At 71.8% G+C, this 20555-nt stretch carries 21 protein-coding genes; 13 read left to right on the forward strand and 8 right to left on the reverse strand.

The window, feature by feature from the left end; all coding sequences use genetic code 11:
* Positions 1 to 10: 10 nt before the first annotated feature.
* A complete protein-coding gene (locus tag ACIP89_RS11700) occupies positions 11 to 673 on the reverse strand; it encodes a TetR/AcrR family transcriptional regulator (protein WP_402114471.1) in 663 nt (220 codons plus the stop codon).
* 156 nt (positions 674 to 829) lie between these two features.
* Positions 830 to 2584, reverse strand: a complete 1755-nt coding sequence (locus ACIP89_RS11705) for an acetyl/propionyl/methylcrotonyl-CoA carboxylase subunit alpha (RefSeq protein ID WP_401929734.1) — start codon at positions 2582 to 2584, stop codon at positions 830 to 832.
* Positions 2585 to 2975: 391 nt separating this feature from the next.
* On the opposite strand from ACIP89_RS11705, the gene ACIP89_RS11710 reads away from it, so the two are divergent.
* Entirely contained in the window at positions 2976 to 3446 is a 471-nt protein-coding gene (locus tag ACIP89_RS11710; protein WP_402114474.1) for a hypothetical protein, read from the forward strand.
* A gap of 136 nt (positions 3447 to 3582) precedes the next feature.
* Here ACIP89_RS11710 and ACIP89_RS11715 read toward each other — a convergent pair whose 3' ends face one another.
* The 4 genes from ACIP89_RS11715 to ACIP89_RS11730 all read right to left on the reverse strand — a co-directional run bounded on the left by ACIP89_RS11715 (position 3583) and on the right by ACIP89_RS11730 (position 6262).
* On the reverse strand, positions 3583 to 4200 hold the full coding sequence (locus ACIP89_RS11715; protein ID WP_401929730.1) for a Maf family protein: 618 nt from the start codon (positions 4198 to 4200) through the stop codon (positions 3583 to 3585).
* Between the two features lie 55 nt (positions 4201 to 4255).
* Positions 4256 to 4384: a morphogenic membrane protein MmpB gene (mmpB, locus tag ACIP89_RS11720; RefSeq protein WP_260255621.1), complete on the reverse strand. Its 129-nt coding sequence runs from the start codon at positions 4382 to 4384 to the stop codon at positions 4256 to 4258.
* 73 nt (positions 4385 to 4457) lie between these two features.
* Positions 4458 to 4664, reverse strand: coding sequence for an acyl-CoA carboxylase epsilon subunit (locus ACIP89_RS11725; RefSeq protein WP_207319618.1), 207 nt, complete (start codon positions 4662 to 4664; stop codon positions 4458 to 4460).
* Positions 4665 to 4678: 14 nt separating this feature from the next.
* On the reverse strand, positions 4679 to 6262 hold the full coding sequence (locus ACIP89_RS11730; RefSeq protein ID WP_401929727.1) for an acyl-CoA carboxylase subunit beta: 1584 nt from the start codon (positions 6260 to 6262) through the stop codon (positions 4679 to 4681).
* A gap of 133 nt (positions 6263 to 6395) precedes the next feature.
* Here ACIP89_RS11730 and ACIP89_RS11735 point away from each other — a divergent pair, with 133 nt between their 5' ends.
* The 5 genes from ACIP89_RS11735 to hutH all read left to right on the forward strand — a co-directional run bounded on the left by ACIP89_RS11735 (position 6396) and on the right by hutH (position 12465).
* Complete coding sequence (locus ACIP89_RS11735; protein WP_401929725.1) at positions 6396 to 7259, forward strand: biotin--[acetyl-CoA-carboxylase] ligase; 864 nt, start codon at positions 6396 to 6398, stop codon at positions 7257 to 7259.
* Positions 7260 to 7380: 121 nt separating this feature from the next.
* The gene (locus ACIP89_RS11740; protein WP_371776459.1) at positions 7381 to 8565 is read left to right on the forward strand and encodes an adenylate/guanylate cyclase domain-containing protein; all 1185 of its coding nucleotides are present in this window, start codon (positions 7381 to 7383) and stop codon (positions 8563 to 8565) included.
* A gap of 122 nt (positions 8566 to 8687) precedes the next feature.
* A complete protein-coding gene (locus ACIP89_RS11745; RefSeq protein ID WP_402114477.1) occupies positions 8688 to 9545 on the forward strand; it encodes an enoyl-CoA hydratase/isomerase family protein in 858 nt (285 codons plus the stop codon).
* 50 nt (positions 9546 to 9595) lie between these two features.
* Complete coding sequence (locus tag ACIP89_RS11750) at positions 9596 to 10783, forward strand: diguanylate cyclase domain-containing protein (RefSeq protein WP_401931827.1); 1188 nt, start codon at positions 9596 to 9598, stop codon at positions 10781 to 10783.
* A gap of 131 nt (positions 10784 to 10914) precedes the next feature.
* Entirely contained in the window at positions 10915 to 12465 is a 1551-nt protein-coding gene (hutH, locus tag ACIP89_RS11755) for a histidine ammonia-lyase (RefSeq protein WP_401929718.1), read from the forward strand.
* A 102-nt stretch (positions 12466 to 12567) separates the two neighbouring features.
* Here the strand turns inward: hutH and ACIP89_RS11760 are convergent, their stop codons facing one another.
* Positions 12568 to 12867, reverse strand: coding sequence for an LPXTG cell wall anchor domain-containing protein (locus ACIP89_RS11760; RefSeq protein WP_401929716.1), 300 nt, complete (start codon positions 12865 to 12867; stop codon positions 12568 to 12570).
* 164 nt (positions 12868 to 13031) lie between these two features.
* Here ACIP89_RS11760 and ACIP89_RS11765 point away from each other — a divergent pair, with 164 nt between their 5' ends.
* The 4 genes from ACIP89_RS11765 to ACIP89_RS11780 all read left to right on the forward strand — a co-directional run bounded on the left by ACIP89_RS11765 (position 13032) and on the right by ACIP89_RS11780 (position 17312).
* Positions 13032 to 13421: a hypothetical protein gene (locus tag ACIP89_RS11765; RefSeq protein WP_402114479.1), complete on the forward strand. Its 390-nt coding sequence runs from the start codon at positions 13032 to 13034 to the stop codon at positions 13419 to 13421.
* Positions 13422 to 13719: 298 nt separating this feature from the next.
* A complete protein-coding gene (locus tag ACIP89_RS11770) occupies positions 13720 to 14985 on the forward strand; it encodes an Ig-like domain-containing protein (protein WP_401931830.1) in 1266 nt (421 codons plus the stop codon).
* A gap of 149 nt (positions 14986 to 15134) precedes the next feature.
* On the forward strand, positions 15135 to 16595 hold the full coding sequence (locus ACIP89_RS11775) for an ABC transporter permease (RefSeq protein ID WP_401931832.1): 1461 nt from the start codon (positions 15135 to 15137) through the stop codon (positions 16593 to 16595).
* A 33-nt stretch (positions 16596 to 16628) separates the two neighbouring features.
* Positions 16629 to 17312, forward strand: coding sequence for an ABC transporter ATP-binding protein (locus ACIP89_RS11780; protein ID WP_073732467.1), 684 nt, complete (start codon positions 16629 to 16631; stop codon positions 17310 to 17312).
* A gap of 66 nt (positions 17313 to 17378) precedes the next feature.
* On the opposite strand, the gene ACIP89_RS11785 is transcribed toward ACIP89_RS11780, so the two are convergent.
* Positions 17379 to 17909 carry an RDD family protein gene (locus ACIP89_RS11785; protein ID WP_402114598.1) on the reverse strand — a complete coding sequence of 177 codons (531 nt, stop codon included), beginning with the start codon at positions 17907 to 17909 and terminating at the stop codon, positions 17379 to 17381.
* A gap of 250 nt (positions 17910 to 18159) precedes the next feature.
* Between ACIP89_RS11785 and ACIP89_RS11790 the strand changes: the two genes are divergently transcribed.
* From ACIP89_RS11790 to gdhA, 3 genes are all read left to right on the forward strand, one after another.
* Positions 18160 to 18507: a DUF1330 domain-containing protein gene (locus ACIP89_RS11790; protein WP_401929706.1), complete on the forward strand. Its 348-nt coding sequence runs from the start codon at positions 18160 to 18162 to the stop codon at positions 18505 to 18507.
* 135 nt (positions 18508 to 18642) lie between these two features.
* Complete coding sequence (locus ACIP89_RS11795) at positions 18643 to 18819, forward strand: hypothetical protein (protein WP_401929704.1); 177 nt, start codon at positions 18643 to 18645, stop codon at positions 18817 to 18819.
* Between the two features lie 350 nt (positions 18820 to 19169).
* Positions 19170 to 20546, forward strand: coding sequence for an NADP-specific glutamate dehydrogenase (gdhA, locus tag ACIP89_RS11800; protein ID WP_401929702.1), 1377 nt, complete (start codon positions 19170 to 19172; stop codon positions 20544 to 20546).
* The last annotated feature ends 9 nt before the right edge of the window (positions 20547 to 20555 follow it).

The following is a 20555-nucleotide window of genomic DNA, read 5'->3' on the forward strand; positions in this document are numbered from 1 at the left end:
GCCCCGCTCCTCAACCGCCGGAGGGGTTTGAACGGCCTCCGCAGGGGCTTGGACGGTCTTCGGGGAGGCTTGACCGGCTCCCGGAAGGGCCTGAGCAACTCAGCCCCCGCACCGTCAGCGTCAGCAGCCGGTCCGCCAGACCCGGATCGTCCGGTGACTGCTCGGCGGCCAGCGCGATCGCGTTCGTGAGCTGCATGAGGTCGTCGATGGACACCTCCGCGCGCACCGCCCCGCCCGTCTGCGCCCGTGCCAGCAGCACCGAACCCGCCTCGCGCATCGGCACATTGCAGCGGGACAGCGCCGAAGTCTCGTCCCGGCACGTCGACATGAGGGCCTGGGCCAGCCCGCGGTACTCACCCGCATGAGTGATGATGGTGCCCAGCCACTCCACCAGCGCCTCGCACGGCCGCTCCGCCCCGGCCAGCTCGCGGGAGCGGGCGATCAGGTCGGCCACCGCCTCCTGGAAGACCGCGCTCATCAGCGCGTGCCGGGTGGGGAAGTGCCGGTACAGCGTGCCGATCCCCAGCCCCGCGGACCGCGCGACATCCTCCAGGGACGCCGTCGTGCCGTGCTCCGCGAAGGCGGTACGGGCCTCCGCCAGCAGCCGGTCGTAATTGCGGCGCGCGTCGGCGCGCATGGGCCGGGCCGGTGTCCCTGCTGTGCTCGTCGCCATCGCGCAGTCCTCCCTGATTCGCCGCGGGGGTCCAGGATGCCATCGCCCGTACGGCCCAGTGGCCCGGGAGACCGGCGGCTTCGGTGGCCGACGGACGGCGCCCCCGCCACGTCGTACGACATGACAGGGGCGCCGGCGGAACGCGAGGAGCGGGGATCAGTCCTTGATCTCGCAGATCATGGCGCCGGACGAGAGGGAAGTGCCGACCTCGGCGGTCAGGCCCTTGACCGTGCCGGAGCGGTGCGCGTTGAGCGGCTGCTCCATCTTCATGGCCTCCAGGACGACGATCAGGTCGCCCTCCTTGACCTCCTGGCCCTCTTCCACGGCGATCTTCACGATGGTGCCCTGCATCGGGGAGGCGAGGGTGTCGCCGGAGGCCGCGGAGCCGGACTTCTTGGCCGCACGGCGCTTGGGCTTGGCACCGGCCGCGAGCCCGGTACGGGCCAGGCTCATGCCGAGCGAGGAGGGCAGCGAGACCTCCAGGCGCTTGCCGCCGACCTCGACGACGACCGTCTCGCGGCCGGACTCCTCGTCGGTGTCCGCGTCCGCGGGGGCGGCGAAGGCCGGGATCTCGTTGACGAACTCCGTCTCGATCCAGCGGGTGTGGATGGTGAACGGGTCCGCGGTGAACGCGGGGTCCGTGACGACGGCGCGGTGGAAGGGAATGGCGGTGGCCATGCCCTCCACGGTGAACTCGCCCAGCGCGCGGGCCGCCCGCTGCAGCGCCTGCTCACGGGTGGCGCCCGTCACGATCAGCTTCGCGAGGAGCGAGTCCCAGGCGGGGCCGATCACGCTGCCGGACTCGACGCCCGCGTCGAGCCTGACACCGGGACCGGACGGCGGGGCGAACAGGGTGACGGTGCCGGGGGCGGGCAGGAAGCCGCGGCCCGGGTCCTCGCCGTTGATCCGGAACTCGAAGGAGTGCCCGCGCATCACCGGGTCGCCGTAGCCGAGTTCCTCACCGTCGGCGATGCGGAACATCTCGCGCACGAGGTCCAGGCCGGTGACCTCCTCGGTGACCGGGTGCTCGACCTGGAGGCGGGTGTTGACCTCCAGGAAGGAGATCGTGCCGTCCGCGCCGACCAGGAACTCGACCGTGCCGGCGCCGACGTAGCCGGCCTCCTTCAGGATCGCCTTGGACGCCGTGTACAGCTCCGCGTTCTGCGCCTCGGACAGGAAGGGGGCCGGGGCCTCCTCCACGAGCTTCTGGTGGCGGCGCTGGAGCGAGCAGTCACGGGTGGACACGACCACGACGTTGCCGTGGGTGTCGGCCAGGCACTGCGTCTCCACGTGCCGGGGCTTGTCGAGGTAGCGCTCCACGAAGCACTCCCCGCGTCCGAACGCGGCGACCGCCTCACGGACCGCGGAGTCGTACAGCTCCGGGATCTCCTCCAGCGTGCGGGCGACCTTCAGCCCGCGCCCGCCACCGCCGAACGCGGCCTTGATCGCGATCGGCAGCCCGTTCTGCTCGGCGAACGCGACGACCTCGGCCGAACCCGAGACCGGGTCGGGGGTACCCGCGACGAGCGGGGCACCGGCGCGCTGCGCGATGTGACGGGCGGCGACCTTGTCGCCCAGGTCCCGGATCGCCTGCGGCGGCGGCCCGATCCACGTCAGCCCGGCGTCCAGCACGGCCTGCGCGAACTCGGCGTTCTCCGAGAGGAACCCGTAACCGGGGTGGATCGCGTCCGCCCCGGAGTCCGCGGCGGCCTGGAGGACCTTGGCCATGTCCAGATAACTGGCGGCCGGAGTGTCACCGCCCAGCGCGAATGCCTCATCGGCCGCACGCACGTGCAACGCGTCGCGGTCCGGGTCCGCGTAGACGGCCACGCTCCCGATCCCCGCGTCCCGGCAAGCACGGGCAACACGGACAGCAATTTCGCCACGGTTGGCGATGAGCACCTTGCGCACGATGGCTCCCTCCTTGAAACAAGCTGAGTTTAGGGACTACCGACACGGCCCTACGACCCGTCCCCAATGGTGAGCTTGCCCACACGGAGTGTGATTCGAGGCCTGCTCAAGTCGCGAAATCCCTTGTGGAACCACGGTACGCCGGGAACCATAACCGCACAGTAGCCACGAGGTGTGGTCCAGGTCTCTGTCGGTACGGGCAGCGACGCCAGGTGTTTCTTTGTCTGATTCCTACTAACGGCCGCGCGTTTCTTTGCCTGGCACCCCGGCCGCCCGTGCCGCGGGGTGTCCGCATTGCCGCCCGCGGAGCCCTGGAGCGGTCGAAACCCTTGTCCCGGCCATTACCGGTTAGTAGGGTCCGCGCTATCGCACGTACTGCAGGTAACAGGGGGTGAGCGCCGTGGTGCGCAGGCCGGTGGCATTCATATCCGCGATCGTGCTGTTCGCGGAAGCCGTGGGTGTCGTGATCGTCAACGGTGTCATGGCGACGTTCGTCAAGAACCAGGACATGTCCCTGGCGGGGACGGACCCCGGTGCCATGGCCAACGGCGCCTGGGTGCTGGGCGGGATCTCCGGACTGTTCCTGCTGCTGTGCGGTGTGCTCCTCCTGCTGACCGGCGTCCGCGACCGGGCCCCCGGCCGGATCGCCAGGGTCGTCCTCATCGGCTGCGCCGTCATCCACGGGGTGCTGGGCGCGCTCGCGGTGGGACTGATCGGCTGGACCGCGTTCGTGTCCATGATGGTGGTGCTCGGCCTGATCGTGCTGACGCTGGTGGCCTACGGGCCCGGCCGCGAGGAGCCGGCCACCGGGGCGGACACCGGGGCGGACACCGAGAAGCCGGTCGCCCCGGCCCCCGCCTGACCCGGACGGGCCGCCTCCGCTCAGGCCCACGGGCCGCCTCGGGTCAGCGCGACCGGCCGCCTCCGCTCAGGCCCACCGGCCGCCTCGGGTCAGCGCGACCGGCCGCCTCAGGTCAGGCCCACCGGCCGCCCCCCGCTCAGGCCCACAGCTCGGTGACGGTGATCCCCAGCTCGCCCAGGAGCCGCCGCAGCAGGGGCAGGGAGAGCCCGATGACGTTGCCCGGGTCACCGTCGATGGAGTCCACGAACGGCGCGGAGCGTCCGTCCAGGGTGAAGGCGCCCGCCACGTGCAGGGGTTCGCCGGAGGCCACGTAGGCGGCGATCTCGGCGTCCGTCGGCTCACCGAAGCGGACCGTCGTGGACGCGGTCTCCGAGACGGTCCGGCCGCTCGCGGTGTCGGTCAGGCTGTGGCCGGTCCGCAGCACCCCGGACCGGCCCCGCATGGACTTCCAGCGGGCCGTGGCCTCCTCGGCGTCGGCCGGTTTGCCGAGCGCCTGGCCGTCGAGTTCGAGCACCGAGTCGCAGCCGATGACCAGGGCCCCCGCGACCTCCGGCAGTGCGGCGACTGCGGCGGCCTTTGCCTGGGCGAGCACCAGCGCCAGCTCGGCGGGGGTCGGGGCGCTCAGCGCGTCCTCGTCCACCCCGCTGACGATCACCTCGGGCGCGAAGCCCGACTGCCGGAGCAGACCGAGGCGGGCGGGGGAGGCGGAGGCGAGCACGAGGCGGCGGGGCGCGGGATCAGTCATGCGCGCCATCGTACAAATCAGCCGGTGCGAGCGGCCCCGGCGCCGGGGGAGGGGGTCCGCACCGTCACCGGGTGCCGCTCACGAACATCGCGACCACCATGGCCAGCGCGAGTACCAGACCCACGCGCCGCATCATGTCCTGGGCGTCGCGCAGTTCCTTCGGCGGCTTGTTCTCGGGATCGGACCACAGCATGCCTCCGATCCTGCTGCGGGGGCCGGGCCCGCGCCTGAGTACGCGTACTCAACAACCGCCTCGCCCGTACCGGCTAACCGGGCCAGTACGTACGCGCCCAGGCCCGCGGCCCCGGCAGATGGCGGCCGCGCCGGGCGACCCGGCCGGGGTCGGACCACTGTCCGGGCAGCTCCGGCGTCCCGGACGAGACGGCGGCCACCGCGGCGGCGCGTGCCTGGACGACCGCGAGCGCGGCCGCCAGTTCTTCCGGGGTCGGGTTGCCCCGTACGACCTTGATCATGGCCAGAGCCCTTTCTAGAGAGGGATGTTGCCGTGCTTCTTCGGGGGCAGCGACTCCCGCTTGGTCCGCAGCTGCCGCAGTCCCTTGACCACGTGGGCCCGGGTCTCCGAGGGCATGATCACCGCGTCCACGTAGCCGCGTTCGGCCGCCACGTACGGGTTGAGCAGCGCGTCCTCGTAGTCCGCCATCAGCTCGGCGCGGGTGGCGTCCTGATCCTCCGCGGCGGCGATCGTGCGGCGGTGCAGGATGTTGACGGCGCCCTGGGCGCCCATGACGGCGATCTGCGCGGTCGGCCAGGCGACGTTGATGTCGGCGCCCAGGTGCTTGGAGCCCATGACGTCGTACGCGCCGCCGAACGCCTTGCGGGTGATCACCGTGATCAGCGGGACGGTCGCCTCCGCGTACGCGTAGATCAGCTTGGCACCGCGCCGGATGATGCCGCCGTACTCCTGGTCGACGCCGGGCAGGAAGCCGGGCACGTCCACGAAGGTCAGCACCGGCACGTTGAACGCGTCGCAGGTGCGGACGAAGCGCGCGGCCTTCTCGCTCGCGTTGATGTCCAGACAGCCGGCGAACTGCATCGGCTGGTTAGCGACGATGCCGACCGGATAGCCCTCGACCCGGCCGAAGCCGGTGAGGATGTTCGGCGCGAACAGGGCCTGGGTCTCCAGGAACTCGCCGTCGTCCAGCACGTGTTCGATCGCGGTGTGCATGTCGTACGGCTGGTTCGCGGAGTCCGGGATCAGCGTGTCCAGCTCGCGGTCCTCGTCGGTGACCGCGAGGTCCGCCTCCTCCGGGAAGGAGGGGGCCTCGGAGAGGTTGTTCGACGGGAGGTAGGAGAGCAGCGACTTGACGTACTCGATGGCGTCCTTCTCGTCGCCCGCCATGTGGTGCGCCACCCCGGAGGTGGTGTTGTGGGTGCGGGCGCCGCCCAGCTCCTCGAAGCCGACGTCCTCGCCGGTGACCGTCTTGATGACGTCGGGCCCGGTGATGAACATGTGCGAGGTCTGGTCGACCATGACCGTGAAGTCGGTGATCGCGGGGGAGTAGACCGCGCCGCCCGCGCACGGTCCGACGATCAGCGAGATCTGCGGGACGACACCGGAGGCGTGCACATTGCGCCGGAAGATCTCCGCGAAGAGGCCCAGCGCCGCCACGCCTTCCTGGATACGCGCGCCGCCGCCGTCGTTGATGCCGATGACCGGGCAGCCGGTCTTCATCGCGAAGTCCATCACCTTGACGATTTTCTCACCGTAGACCTCACCGAGCGAGCCGCCGAAGATGGTGAAGTCCTGCGAGTACACGCAGACGGGGCGGCCGTCGACCGTGCCGTACCCGGTGACGACACCGTCCCCGTACGGCCGGTTCTTCTCGATCCCGAAGTTCGTCGAGCGGTGCCGGGCGAATTCGTCGAGCTCGACGAAGGAGCCCTCGTCCAGCAGCAGGTCCACGCGCTCGCGCGCCGTCAACTTGCCCTTCGCGTGCTGCTTCTCCACCGCGCGGGCGGACCCGGCGTGGGTCGCCTCCTCGATGCGGCGCTGCAGGTCCGCGAGCTTGCCCGCGGTGGTGTGGATGTCGGTCTCTTCCGGCTCGGACATCGGGTTGCGGCTCCCTGCCTGGTCACGGGGACGACTGTGCTGCTGATCAGCGGATGAACAGCTACTGCCCCGTAGCGTATCGGCGCGGATACGGTTCGGCAGTGCGTCGTTTGACACACCTAGGGTGGCTTGCATGACACCCTCGGATGCGTCTCACAGCCGTTGGTCGGACCTGGACCGGCCGCCCCTGAACGTTCCCGCGCTGCGGCGCGGTCTGCTCCGGCCGGACGGCCTGTGGAGCGCCCTCGACGTCGTGGACGCCACCGGGTCCACCAACTCCGACCTCGCGGCGCGCGCCGCCGGACTCACCGAGGGCACCGTGCTCGTCGCGGAGGAGCAGACGGCGGGGCGCGGACGCCTGGACCGGACCTGGACCGCACCGGCCCGCTCCGGCCTCTTCTTCTCCGTCTACCTGACGCCGGGCGCGGTGCCCGTCCAGCGCTGGGGCTGGCTGCCGCTGCTCACCGGGGTCGCGGTGGCGACGGGCCTGGCGAGGTCCGCGGGCGTCGACACGGCACTGAAGTGGCCCAACGACCTGCTGGTCACCGTCGGCACCCAGGAGCGCAAGGCCGGCGGCATCCTGGCCGAGCGCGCCGGGGACGGCGTCGTCATCGGCATCGGCCTCAACGTCTCCCTGCGCGAGGACGAGCTGCCCGCCCCCACGGCCGCCTCGCTCGCCCTGGCCGGAGCGGTCTCCACCGACCGCGAGACGCTGCTCAGGGGCGTGCTGCGGTCACTGGAGCAGTGGTACGGGAAGTGGCGTGCGGCGGACGGGGACGCGGCCGCGAGCGGCCTCCAGGAGGCGTACGCGGCGGGCTGCGCGACGCTCGGGCGCACGGTGCGGGCCCAGCTGCCGGGCGACCGCACGCTCACCGGGGAGGCGGTGGCGATCGACGGGGACGGGCGCCTCGTCCTGTCGGCCGGCGACGGTCTCCAGGAGCCGGTCTCCGCGGGTGACATCGTGCACCTGAGGGGCGCAGGGGGCGGTCTGACCTGAGCGGCGCGCCCCAGGCCGGGGCGGACTGAGGACGTGAGGTAGGGCACACCTGCCGTATCGTTGAGGCGATCCACCGACAGATCGGCAGGGCAGTGCGCAGGGAACGGGCAGGAGGCGGCTGGTGACCGTCGACGACACGACGTCCGGCGATGGCTCGGAGCCCTCGTCGGACCCATCGGTCCACGCGACACCCCATCACGAAGTCGACCACACGGCAGAGCCGACCGACGATCCCCTCGCGATCAGGCTGGAAGCGCTGATCCTGGGCGCCGACCGGCGCTACACCCCGTTCCAGGCCGCCCGGACCGCGGGCGTCTCGATGGACCTGGCGTCACGGTTCTGGCGGGCCATGGGCTTCGCGGACATCGGCCAGGCCAAGGCGCTGACCGAGGCGGACGTGCTGGCGCTGCGCCGGCTCTCCGGTCTGGTCGAGGCCGGGCTGCTGAGCGAGCCGATGGCGATCCAGGTGGCCCGGTCCACCGGACAGACCACCGCCCGGCTGGCGGAGTGGCAGATCGACTCGTTCCTGGAGGGCCTGACCGAGCCGCCCGAGCCCGGCATGACCCGTACCGAGGTCACCTACCCGCTGGTCGAGCTGCTCCTGCCGGAGCTGGAGGAGTTCCTGGTCTACGTGTGGCGGCGCCAGCTCGCCGCCGCCACCGGCCGGGTCGTGCAGGCGGCGGACGACGACGAGATGGTCGACCGCCGGCTGGCCGTCGGCTTCGCGGACCTCGTCGGCTTCACCCGGCTCACCCGCCGGCTGGAGGAGGAGGAGCTCGGCGAACTCGTCGAGGCCTTCGAGACCACCTGTGCCGACCTGGTCGCCGCCCACGGCGGCCGGCTCATCAAGACCCTCGGCGACGAGGTCCTCTTCGCCGCCGACGACGCGGGCACCGCGGCCGAGATCGCGCTGCGCCTGATCGAGGCGATGACGCTGGACGAGCAGATGCCCGCGCTGCGCGTCGGCATCGCGTTCGGCACGGTCACCACCCGGATGGGCGATGTGTTCGGCACCACCGTGAACCTCGCCAGCCGGCTCACCTCGATAGCGCCGAAGGACGCCGTCCTGGTGGACGGGGCGTTCGCGGAGGAGCTGACCCGTACCGGCGACGCCCCCGCCTCCGAGGCGCGGGCCGCGGAGGAGGCCGCCGCTGCCGCCGAGCGCGCGGGGCGGGAGGGCGCGGACGGCGAGGAGCCGAGGCCGGTGCCCAAGTACCGCTACGGGCTCCAGCCGATGTGGCAGCGCCCGGTGCGCGGTCTCGGCGTCGTCGAACCGTGGCTACTGGCCCGTCGCGGCGGCTCCTGACCCCGCCCCGACGGGCTGCCCGGCAGAGCGCGCGACGGCTCCTGGTCCGTTCCGGACCCCCTTGTGCGGGAGAGCTCTAAGATCCCTCCGGTAACGCTCGTTAACCGAACAGGGGTGCAGCCATGACCGTCACGTCCGAGCAGCGGTTCGGGGAGTTCGTCTTCGTACGGGGTCACGAGGGCCTGGAGCACGTCGCCGAGCTGGTTCTCGACCGGCCCAAGGCCATGAACGCGGTGTCCACCGACATGGCGCGCTCGATCGCCGCCGCCTGTGCCGCGCTCGCCGCGGACCCGGACGTGCGCGTCACCGTCCTCACCTCCAGCCACGAACGGGCCTTCTGCGTGGGGGCGGACCTCAAGGAGCGGAACTCCTTCACCGACGCCGACCTGGTGCGGCAGCGGCCCACCGCCCGCGCCGCCTACACCGGTGTCCTGGAGCTGTCGATGCCGACGATCGCCGCGGTGCACGGGTTCGCGCTCGGCGGCGGCTTCGAGCTGGCGCTGTCCTGCGATCTGATCGTGGCCGACGCCACCGCGCTGGTGGGCCTGCCCGAGGTCTCCGTCGGGGTCATCCCGGGCGGCGGCGGCACCCAGTTGCTGCCGCGCCGGGTCGGGGCGGCGCGGGCGGCCGAGCTGGTCTTCACCGCCCGCCGGGTGGAGGCGGCGGAGGCCCGGGAGCTGGGGCTGGTCGACGAGCTGGTGGCGGCGGGCGAGGACCGGACCGAGGCGCTGGCGCTGGCCGGGCGGATCGCGGGGAACTCCCCGGTGGGCCTGCGGGCGGCCAAGCGGGCGCTGCGGCTCGGGCACGGGCTCGATCTGCGGGCCGGCCTGGAGGTGGAGGACTCCGCGTGGCGCTCCGTGGCCTTCTCCGGCGACCGCGCGGAGGGGGTCGCCGCGTTCAACGAGAAGCGGAAGCCGAACTGGCCCGCGAATGACGCGACCGTAACGCTTGGTGGCCGCGAGGCGACACAGTGCACATGATCATGATTGCAAACTGATCAAATCACCACAAATCTACATAAGCTGCTGTGATGGGTGGTGATGATGCGCGGCTCCGGGCCGTGGTTTCGCTTGCACAGGCGATGGCGGCGGCGCACACCCCGCGGGGGTGCTGGCGGGCGGCCGCGCTGGGGGCGTGCGAGGCGCTGGGCGGCAGCTTCGCCGCGCTGTCGGTCTGGGAGCGCGGACGCGGGCGGCTGCGGGTCCTGGTGAACGCCGGCGACCGGGCCGCGGGGGAGGAGGAGTTCCCCGACGAGGAGACGTATCCGGTGCACCAGTTCCCGGAGATCACCGAGTTCCTCCACGAACGCTGGGCCGGGGGCGGTGAGCCGGACGCCTGGGTGGAGACGGCCGACGGCCCGGTGGAGCCGGGGCCCGCCGGCGCCGGCGGGGAGGCCGGGGCGGCGGGTGCGCACGGTTACCGGCGGGGCTACTGCCATCAGCGGGTGGCGGCCCTGCGCCGGCGCGGGCGGGGCTGCTGCGTGGTGGCGCCGATCGTGCTGCACGGCCGGGCCTGGGGCGAGCTGTACGTGGCGCGGCCGGTGGGGGAGCCGGTGTTCGGGCGGGCGGACGCGGACTTCGCCACCGTGCTGGCCGCCGTCGTGGCCGCCGGGATCTCCCAGACGGAGCGGCTGGAGGAGGTGCGCAAGCTGGCCTTCACCGACCCGCTGACCGGCCTCGCCAACCGGCGGGCCGTCGATATGCGCCTCGACGAGGCGGTGGAGCGGCACCGGGCGGACGGTTCGGTGGTCAGTCTGGCCGTCTGCGATCTCAACGGGCTGAAGTGGGTCAACGACACCCATGGCCACGCGGTCGGTGACCGTCTGCTGGAACGTTTCGGCTCGGTGCTGTCCCGGTGCGGCGCGATGCTGCCCGGAGCGCTCTCTGCCCGGCTCGGCGGGGACGAGTTCTGCCTGCTGGCGGTGGGGCCCGGCGCGGACGAGGTGGTCGCGGTGGCCACCGAGCTGTGCGAGCGGGCGGCCGAGCTGGAGTTCGGCAACGGGGTCGCCTGCGGGATCGCCTCCACCGGCGACCCGATCGGACCGGTGGTCTCCGCCCGGCGGCTGTTCCGGCTCGCGGACGCGGCCCAGTACCGGGCGAAGGCCGCCCGCTCGCTGCGGCCCGTGGTGGCGGGTCGCGACGGAGAGGTGATCCGGCTCGCCGACTCCCCGCCCAAGGCCGCCCACGACCGCCGCCGGCTGCGCGGCAACCGCCCCTGAGCCGCGCGGTCCGGTCGGTGGTCACGGCCGCGGCCACCCGGACCGGTCGGTGGTCACGCGGTTCGATCGGTAAGGGGTCAACCCGGCGACCACTAGTGACATGAAGAGATTCAATCCGTACGCTTCTGAATATGGATATGCATACAGTCGTGGTGGGGACGTCCGGTACCACCGCCCAGGACGTCATCGCCGTGGCCCGCGGCAACGCCCGTGTCGAACTCTCCGCCGCCGCGGTGGCCGCACTCGCCACCGCCCGCGAGGTCATCGACGCGCTCGCCGCGAAGCCCGAGCCGGTCTACGGCGTCTCCACCGGATTCGGCGCACTGGCCAGCCGCCACATCAGCCCGGAGCTCCGCGCCCGGCTCCAGCGCAACATCGTCCGCTCGCACGCGGCCGGCATGGGCCCCCGGGTCGAGCGCGAGGTCGTCAGGGCGCTGATGTTCCTCCGGCTGAAGACGGTCGCCTCGGGCCACACGGGAGTGCGGCCCGAGATCGCGCAGACCATGGCCGACGTCCTGAACGCCGGGATCACACCCGTCGTTCACGAGTACGGTTCGCTCGGCTGCTCCGGCGATCTGGCGCCGCTCTCCCACTGCGCGCTGACCCTGATGGGCGAGGGTGAGGCGGAGGGCCCCGACGGCACCGTGCGCCCCGCGGGCGAGCTCCTCGCCGCCCACGGCATCACCCCGGTCGAGCTGCGCGAGAAGGAGGGCCTCGCCCTCCTCAACGGCACCGACGGGATGCTCGGCATGCTCGTCATGGCCATCGCCGACCTCCAGAACCTCTACACCTCGGCCGACATCACCGCGGCCCTCTCCCTGGAGGCCCTGCTCGGCACGGACAAGGTCCTGGCCCCTGAGCTGCACGCCATCCGCCCGCACCCGGGCCAGGGCGCCAGCGCCGACAACATGCTCCGGGTGCTGGCCGGTTCGGGCCTCACCGGTCACCACCAGGACGATGCCCCGCGTGTCCAGGACGCCTACTCGGTGCGCTGCGCCCCGCAGGTCAACGGCGCCGGCCGGGACACCCTCGCCCACGCCGTCCTCGTCGCGGACCGCGAACTCGCCGCCGCCGTGGACAACCCGGTGGTGCTGGCCGACGGGCGGGTCGAGTCCAACGGCAACTTCCACGGCGCGCCGGTCGCGTACGTCCTCGACTTCCTCGCGATCGTCGCCGCCGACCTCGGCTCGATCACCGAGCGCCGCACCGACCGGCTGCTCGACAAGAACCGCTCGCACGGGCTGCCGCCGTTCCTCGCGGACGACGCGGGCGTCGACTCCGGCCTGATGATCGCCCAGTACACCCAGGCGGCCCTGGTCAGCGAGATGAAGCGGCTCGCCGTACCGGCCTCCGCGGACTCGATCCCGTCCTCCGCGATGCAGGAGGACCACGTCTCGATGGGCTGGTCGGCGGCGCGCAAGCTCCGTACCGCCGTGGACAACCTCGCCCGGATCGTCGCCGTCGAGCTGTACGCGGCCACCCGCGCGGTCGAGCTGCGGGCCGCGCAGGGGCTGACCCCGGCGCCCGCCTCGCTGGCGGCCGTCGAGGCGCTGCGCGCGGCCGGTGCGGAGGGCCCGGGGCCTGACCGCTTCCTCTCGCCGGACCTGGCCGCCGCGGACGCCTTCGTGCGCGCGGGCGGGCTCGTCGCGGCGGTGGAGGCGGTGACGGGGAAGCTCGCCTAGGGCCCGTCCGGCGGATCGTGGCCGGGGGCTGGCGTCGGGCGGCGGACGGCGGTCCGACGGCAGGCCCGAGGGTCTGTCGTACCGCCCGCTGCCGCGTGACCGTCAGCGCGCCGGCAGCGGGCCCGTGCGGCGGGCGGAGTAGGTGACGAAGCCCGCGCCGATGCCCAGGAACGCCATGCCCCCGATCAGATACGGGGTCGTGTCGGTCCCCGTACCGGTGTCCGCGAGCTTCGCGCTCTCCGCGTCGGTGGCGCCCATCGCCGCGATGGCTGCCGTCCGGTCCGGCGTGTCCTGGACGTCGGCGGTCCCGCCCGTCGCGGTGGCCGTCGGGACGAACCAGAGGGCGCACAGCAGCGTTCCCGCGGCAGTGGCGGTCAGGAGCGGGCGGCTGGTGCTGGCCACGGAATCGATCCCCCTTGTGACAGCCGCGAGTTAGGCCTGCGGCCGGTGCTGCGGGCGATGCTAGTGAAAGCAGCGGGTCGTGGGAAAGCCGGGGCGGCCGGGAGCTTACGCTCCGGCGTATGAGCACATCTGAGACGTCACGTTATGTTCGCCTTCGGGTCGAAATGGTGTTGGAGATCACGGACGCCGACGCCCTGAGCGGAACCGCTCTGGAGAGCCTCGCGGCCGAGTACGGCGAGCCCGGCGGCGATTCCGCCGAGGAGCGGACGCATGCCGAGACCGCGGTCCGGGAAGACGGTGCGGAGGCCCTCGCCTCACTGATCGACCCGTTCGACCTGGTCAGCGAGGTACCCGGGGTCGAGCTGACCCAGGCCTCCTGGAGCAGCGAGAGCATCGCCTACGACCCGCAGGACCCGGAGGGATGGGACCTCGACGAAGACGATGACGAGGACGGTGACGAGGAGTACGGGGACGAGGACGGCGAAGCCGCCTCCCGCGTCCCGCACAATGGGGAGGAGAACGACGACGACGGCAGTGCGGAGCGGCGGGCGTAAACAGGTGGAGAGCCACCGGCCCCGGCCCGTCTCCGGCGGCCCGGGGCCGGTGCGCGTGACAGCCGGCCCACCGGACCGCGAAGCTGCCGCACAACAGGGCCGGACCCCGGCGGCACCCACGTGGTGGAGCACAGAACCACCGCACGGGAACCACCGCGGATACCGATACGCCGATGAGTGGTGTTCCCCACATCCCCCGCGGATGTGGAACGGGTAACCCTTTCAGGGGGTTCTTGGAACATTGACGGGTATCGCCGGTCAACGGCCTGGCTCGGGGTTTTCGGGGATTTCGGCAACGATGGAGAAGCGTGTGATGACGGACAGCAAGCGGCGCAAGGGCCTCATGGCCGCGTCCGCACTGCTCGGCGGCGTGCTGGTGCTCACGGCCTGCAGCGACGGCGGCGACAAGGGCGCGAGCCCCGACAGCTCGAAGAAGTCACAGGCGGCCGAGGTCGACAAGGCGGCGGCCGAGGAGACCTCGGAGGCGCAGATAGCGATCTCTCCGAAGAACGGCGCGACCAACGCGAGCATCAACAACGACGCGAAGGTCACCGTCGCCAAGGGCAAGCTGACGGTCGTCACGATGACCACGGCGGCCGGTGCGAGCGTCAAGGGCACCCTCTCCGCCGACGGCACCACCTGGAAGCCGGACGTCCAGCTGGAGCGCTCGACCACGTACAAGATCAACGCCACGGCGAAGGACTCGAAGGGCCGCCAGGCGCACGAGAACTCCTCCTTCACCACCGTGTCGCCCGCCAACAGCTTCATCGGGAACTTCACCCCCGAGGACGGCTCCACCGTCGGCGTCGGCATGCCCGTCTCGATCAACTTCAACAAGGCGATCACGGACAAGAAGGCCGTCCAGGACGGCATCACCGTGACGTCCAGCAGCGGCCAGCAGGTCGTCGGCCACTGGTTCAACGCCCAGCGGCTGGACCTGCGCCCCCAGGACTACTGGCAGGGCGGCTCCACCGTCACCCTGAAGCTGGCGCTGGACGGCGTCGAGGGCTCGGACGGCGTCTACGGCGTGCAGCAGAAGACGGTCACCTTCAAGATCGGCCGCAACCAGGTCTCCACCGTGGACGCCAAGACGCACACGATGACCGTCGCCCAGAACGGGAAGACGGTCAAGACCATCCCGATCTCCGCCGGATCGCCGGAGAACCCCACGTACAACGGACAGATGGTGATCTCCGAGAAGTACAAGGAGACCCGGATGGACGGCTCCACGGTCGGCTTCACGGACGACGACGGCAAGGGTGAGTACGACATCAAGGACGTGCCGCACGCCATGCGGCTCTCCACGTCCGGCACCTTCATCCACGGCAACTACTGGGGCAAGGGCATCTTCGGCACCGCCAACACCAGCCACGGCTGCGTCGGGCTCGCCGACGTCAAGGGCGCGGGCGACGCCAGCCAGCCCGCCGCCTGGTTCTACAACAACTCCATGATCGGTGACGTGGTCGTCATCAAGAACTCCCCGGACAAGACCATCCAGCCCGACAACGGCCTCAACGGCTGGAACATGAGCTGGGCCCAGTGGACGGCGGGCTCCGCGGCCTGACCGCCCGCCCCGATCCCCTCACCGCAGGCGGCGGCACCCCGATCCCCACGGATCACGGGTGCCGCCGCCTGCGGCGTATCCGGAGCGTTCTCATCCGTCTCTCATCGTGGCCTTAACCCGCCATCACAACCGCTCCATAACCTCGCGCCATGTTCTTCACCTACCTCCGGCGCGAGCTGCGCCGCCGCAGAAAGGCGGCGCTCGTCGTCGCCTCGGGGCTCGGCCTCGGCATTGCGCTGGTCATCATCGTCAGCTCGGTCTCCTCGGGCATGAGCAAGGCCCAGGACAAGGTCCTGGAATCGCTGTACGGCCTCGGCACCGACATGACCGTCACCAAGGCCGCCGCGGCGCCCGGTTCGGGCACGGAGCGGCCCCGGTTCGAGTTCGACGCCAAGGAGGACGGCGACGACTCGACCCAGAGCACGGACCGGGTGATGGTCCAGGGCTTCCAGACGCTGGCCGCCACCACGGTGGACAAGGTGGGCGAGCAGGACGGCGTCGCCGACGCCGTCGGCGGGCTGAGCATGACCGTCATGAAGGTGGACGGCCAGTTCAAGCGCGGTGAGTTCAAGCAGGACGGCGGTACGTCCCAGGGCGGCCGGGGCGGCTTCGGGGGCGGCGGCCAGCCGCAGGGCGAGGTCAAGGGCGGCGGCGCCTCGTTCGACGTCAACTCCTACACGGTCTACGGCACCGACGTCACCAAGCAGGACCTGGGCCCGCTCACCTCGTCGAAGATCACCGCGGGACGCACGTTCAAGTCCACCGAGACCAACGCCAAGGTGGCCGTCGTCGACGCCGCGTACGCCAAGGAGAAGAAGCTCACCGTCGGCAAGACGGTGACCGTCCACGGCACGAAGTTCACCATCGTCGGAGTCTCGGCGGCCGACAGCGGCGACGCGGCCGCCAACCTCTACCTCCCGCTCCAGCAGGCCCAGACCCTGGCCGACGCCAAGGACAAGGTCACCACGGTCTACGTGAAGGCCGCGGACTCGCAGCGGATCGACGGCGTCAAGACCGCCATCCAGAAGAACCTCACGGGCACCACCGTCACCACCTCCGCCGATCTCGCCGACACCGTCTCCGGCTCCCTGTCCACCGCCTCCGACCTGGCCTCCAGCGTCGGCAAATGGCTCTCCGTCGCCGTGCTGATCGCGGCCTTCCTGGTGGCCGGACTGCTCACCTCCTCCGCGGTCAGCCGCCGGGTACGGGAGTTCGGCACGCTCAAGGCCCTCGGCTGGAAGAGCGGCCGGGTCACCCGCCAGGTCGTCGGCGAGGCCCTCGTCAACGGCCTGATGGGCGGCGTCCTCGGCATCGCGGTCGGCCTGGCCGGCGCGTACGCCGTCACCGCCGTCAGCCCCACCCTCACCGCCCAGCTCGGCTCCTCCGGCGGCGGGGGCGGCGGGATGCGCGGCGGAATGACGGGCGGCGGCGGCCCCGGCCGGCAGAGCGCCGCCAAGTCCCTCGACATCGCGCTGACCGCGCCCGTCTCCCTCTCCATCATCCTGATCGCCGTCGCCCTGGCCGTGGCGGGCGGGCTGATCGCGGGCGCCTTCGGCGGCTGGCGCGCCTCCCGGCTGCGTCCCGCCGACGCTCTGCGCCGCGTCGAATAGTCCGTCTCCCCACCGCCCAGCAGGAGTTGACCCATGTACACCCTTCAAGGCGTCACCAAGCGCTACACGCGCGGCAAGTCCACCGTCCACGCGCTCGCCGGCGTCGACCTGACCATCGAGGACGGCGGCCGCCTGGTCATCCAGGGCCCCACCGGCGGCGGCAAGTCCACGCTGCTCCAGATGCTCGGCGGCCTGGACCGCCCCACGGCCGGCAGCGTGGAGCTCGACGGCGTCGACCTCGCGAAGCTCAGCGAGGCCAGGCTCACCAAGGTGCGCGCGCAGAACATCGGCTTCGTCTTCCAGAGCTTCAACCTCATCCCGACGCTCACCGCCCAGGAGAACGTCGAGACCGCCCTCGTACCGCTGGGCGGCAAGGCGTCCGAGCGGCGCAGAAGAGCCGCGGAGGCGCTCGACTCGGTCGGCCTCGGCGAGCGCCTCGGCCACCTCCCCGGCGAGATGTCCGGCGGCCAGCAGCAGCGGGTGGCGATAGCCAGGGCCCTGGTCAAGCAGCCCAAGGTGCTGCTCGCGGACGAGCCCACCGGCAACCTCGACGAGTCCATGCGCGACGAGATCATGGAGGTGCTGGAGACCATGTGGAAGGAGCACGGGCTCACCTTCATCATGGTCACCCACGACAGCGCGATCGCCCGCCGGGCGCCGCGGCTCGCGACCATCCGCAAGGGCAAGGTCACCATCACGGAGAACGCGGCGGCCTGAACGCCCCGCACCCGTCGGGCTGTTGCCGGCGGAAGGCGCGGCCTCGGGCGGGCGGAAGGTGCAGCCTCACACGACCCGTCCCGCGGCCCGTCCCGCGGCGGCCCGGCGGTGCGCGGCGAGATCGCTCCGGCGGACCTGGCGCACCCCCGCCGGGTCCGCGTACGGCTCCGCGTAGGGATCGCCCTCCTCGCAGCCGCGTGCGGCGGGCCCGTGGCCGTCGCCGGTACGGGCGAGGTGGGCGCGGAGCCCGTACCAGGGCTGGAGCGGCAGCCAGCACAGGCCGTGCAGCCAGCGCCGCACGAGCTGCCCCGGCCCCGGGCGGCCGCCGTCCGGCAGGCTCACGACCCGGATGCCCATGATCAGTTTTCCGGCTCCGGCGCCGACGAGCGCGGTGAGCACGACCTGGTTGAGGAAGGAGAGGGCGAGCACCGGCCCGAGCAGCAGGGCGACGTCTCCGGAGGGGGACGCCGTGTCCACGTGCGGCCGGGCCAGTAACCCGGCGGTGACCAGGCAGAGATAGCAGTCGAGGCCCACCGCGAGATAGCGGCGGGTCTCCCCGGCCCGTGGCGGTGTGCGGTACCCGGTCCGGCCGGGTATGTGCGTGGGCCGCGCGGGGCCGTATCCGGAGGGCGTATGTCCGGCCAACGGCGTTGACCGGTAAGGCTGGTGGGGAGCCCGCGCCCGGTGGCTCCCCCGCGATGTCTTCATGGCGGCATCATCTCTGATCCTCCGTCACCATGGGCCGGGACCGGGCAGCGCGCTCCCCCTACCCCAGGGGTAATCGACGCCTCCCGCCGCCCCCGGCAGCATGGTGTGCACCAGCGGACGAAGACCGGAGGACGAGACCATGACCGCGTACGCGATCGCTCACCTGCAGCCCGACGGCCTCCCCAACGGGGAGGTGATCGACTACATCGACGGAATCCAGTCGACGATGGATCCGCACGGGGGCCGCTTCCTGGTGCACGTCTCGCCGGTCGAGGTCGTGGAGGGCGACTGGCCGGGCGCCGTGGTGGTCCTGGAGTTCCCGACGATCGAGGCCGCCCGCACCTGGTACGCCTCGCCCGCCTATCAGGAGCTGGCCCCGCTGCGGACCAGGAACATCCCCGGCGACGTGGTGCTGGTGGACGGCGTCGCACCGGACTACGACCCCAGGGCGACCGCCGCCGCCCTGCGCGCCGGAGCCGTGGTGTAGCAGGCTGCACCACCGGTCCGGGGGCCGGCACCCTCGTGCCGGGGCCCGCCGGGCGGAAGCATGGTGACGCGGGCCGGACACCGGCCCGGCCCGCGTCCCTCGCCCCATCCCGCCCCGAGCCTTCGGAGGAACCCCGTGAAGCCGCTGCTCTGGATCGTGCTCCTCGCCGCGATCGTCGCGAACGTCTCCCTCAACTTCATGGACGGGCGGGAAGGCCTGCACATCGCCCTGAGCGTCGTCTCGGGCGTGGTCGTCCTGGCGTCGGGCGTGCGCCTGTGGATGCTGCGCACACCCCGCGACCACGAGTACTGAGGGCCGCCCGCCGGACCTCACAGCGGCTGTCGGCGCACTGTGAGGTTCACCACTTCGGGGGGTGTCCGGGCATACGCCCCAACCCGGTCGTTCCGTCCGGAACCGGCCCGGGGCAAGGCCTCCGCGCCCGGCCCGCACCGGGCCGGCCGGGATTCACCATGTGGATGGCATGGAGGATTCGGCGGTCCCACTGGGAGACTCGGTAGGTCACAACGGTCCTGTACGTCGCAGTCGTGAGCGCGTGGTACCCGCGCTATCCGGGCGACGCCCTCAATGGGGAGGGGGGACCTGGCGCCCTCCGGGACGGGGGCGCCTTCGCGATGAGCCGACCCATGGAAGGTCTTGATCAGATGACGGCCACCCCTGACTCCGCAATCCCGCACGCCGCCGAGAACCGCGTCATTGAGCCGCTGTACGCGGAGATCCTCCGCCGCAACCAGGGCGAGAAGGAGTTCCACCAGGCGGTCCGGGAGGTGCTCGAAACGCTCGGCCCGGTGCTGGCCCAGCGGCCGGAGTTCGTGGACGCCCGGATCATCGAGCGCATAACGGAGCCGGAGCGCCAGCTCATCTTCCGGGTGCCGTGGTCGGACGACGCGGGCGACATCCACGTCAACAGGGGCTTCCGGGTCGAGTTCTCCAGCTCCCTCGGCCCGTACAAGGGCGGACTGCGCTTCCACCCCTCGGTCAACCTCGGCATCGTGAAGTTCCTCGGCTTCGAGCAGATCTTCAAGAACGCCCTCACCGGCATGCCCATCGGCGGCGGCAAGGGCGGCTCGGACTTCGACCCGAAGGGCCGCTCGGACGCCGAGATTATGCGGTTCTGCCAGTCGTTCATGACCGAACTCCACCGCCACCTGGGCGAGTACACCGACGTCCCGGCCGGGGACATCGGCGTGGGCGGCCGCGAGATCGGCTACCTCTTCGGCCAGTACAAGCGGATCACCAACCGCTTCGAGTCCGGTGTCCTCACCGGCAAGGGCCTCGGCTGGGGCGGCGCCCTGGTGCGTACGGAGGCGACCGGCTACGGCTGCGTCATGTTCACCGCCGAGATGCTCCGCAGCCGGGGCGAGTCCCTCGACGGCCAGCGCATCGCCGTCTCAGGCTCGGGCAACGTCGCGATCTACGCGATCGAGAAGGCCCAGCAGCTCGGCGCCACCGTGGTCACCTGCTCCGACTCCGACGGTTACGTCGTGGACGAGAAGGGCATCGACCTCGCCCTGCTCAAGGAGATCAAGGAGGCCGGCCGCGGCCGCGTCGCCGAGTACGCGGAACGCCGCGCCGAGGCGGTGTTCGTCCCCGGCACCGGCGTCTGGAACGTCCCCTGCGACGTGGCCCTGCCCTGCGCCACGCAGAACGAACTCCACGAGGCCGACGCGCTGACCCTCGTACGCAACGGCGTGAAGGCCGTCGCGGAGGGCGCCAACATGCCCACCACCCCCGAGGCCGTCCGCGTCCTCCAGGAGGCGGGCGTGGCCTTCGCCCCCGGCAAGGCGGCCAACGCGGGCGGCGTCGCAACCAGCGCCCTGGAGATGCAGCAGAACGCCTCGCGCGACTCGTGGACGTTCTCCCACACGGAGGAGCGCCTCGCGGAGATCATGCGTCACATCCACGACTCCTGCTACACCACGGCGGAACGCTACGGCCGCCCCGGCAACTACGTGGTCGGCGCCAACATCGCCGGATTCGAACTGGTCGCGGACGCGATGCTGGCGCAGGGCCTGATCTGACCGGGAGTT

Origin of the sequence: Streptomyces sp. NPDC088730 (genome assembly GCF_044751215.1) — a bacterium.
Lineage (GTDB): Bacteria > Actinomycetota > Actinomycetes > Streptomycetales > Streptomycetaceae > Streptomyces.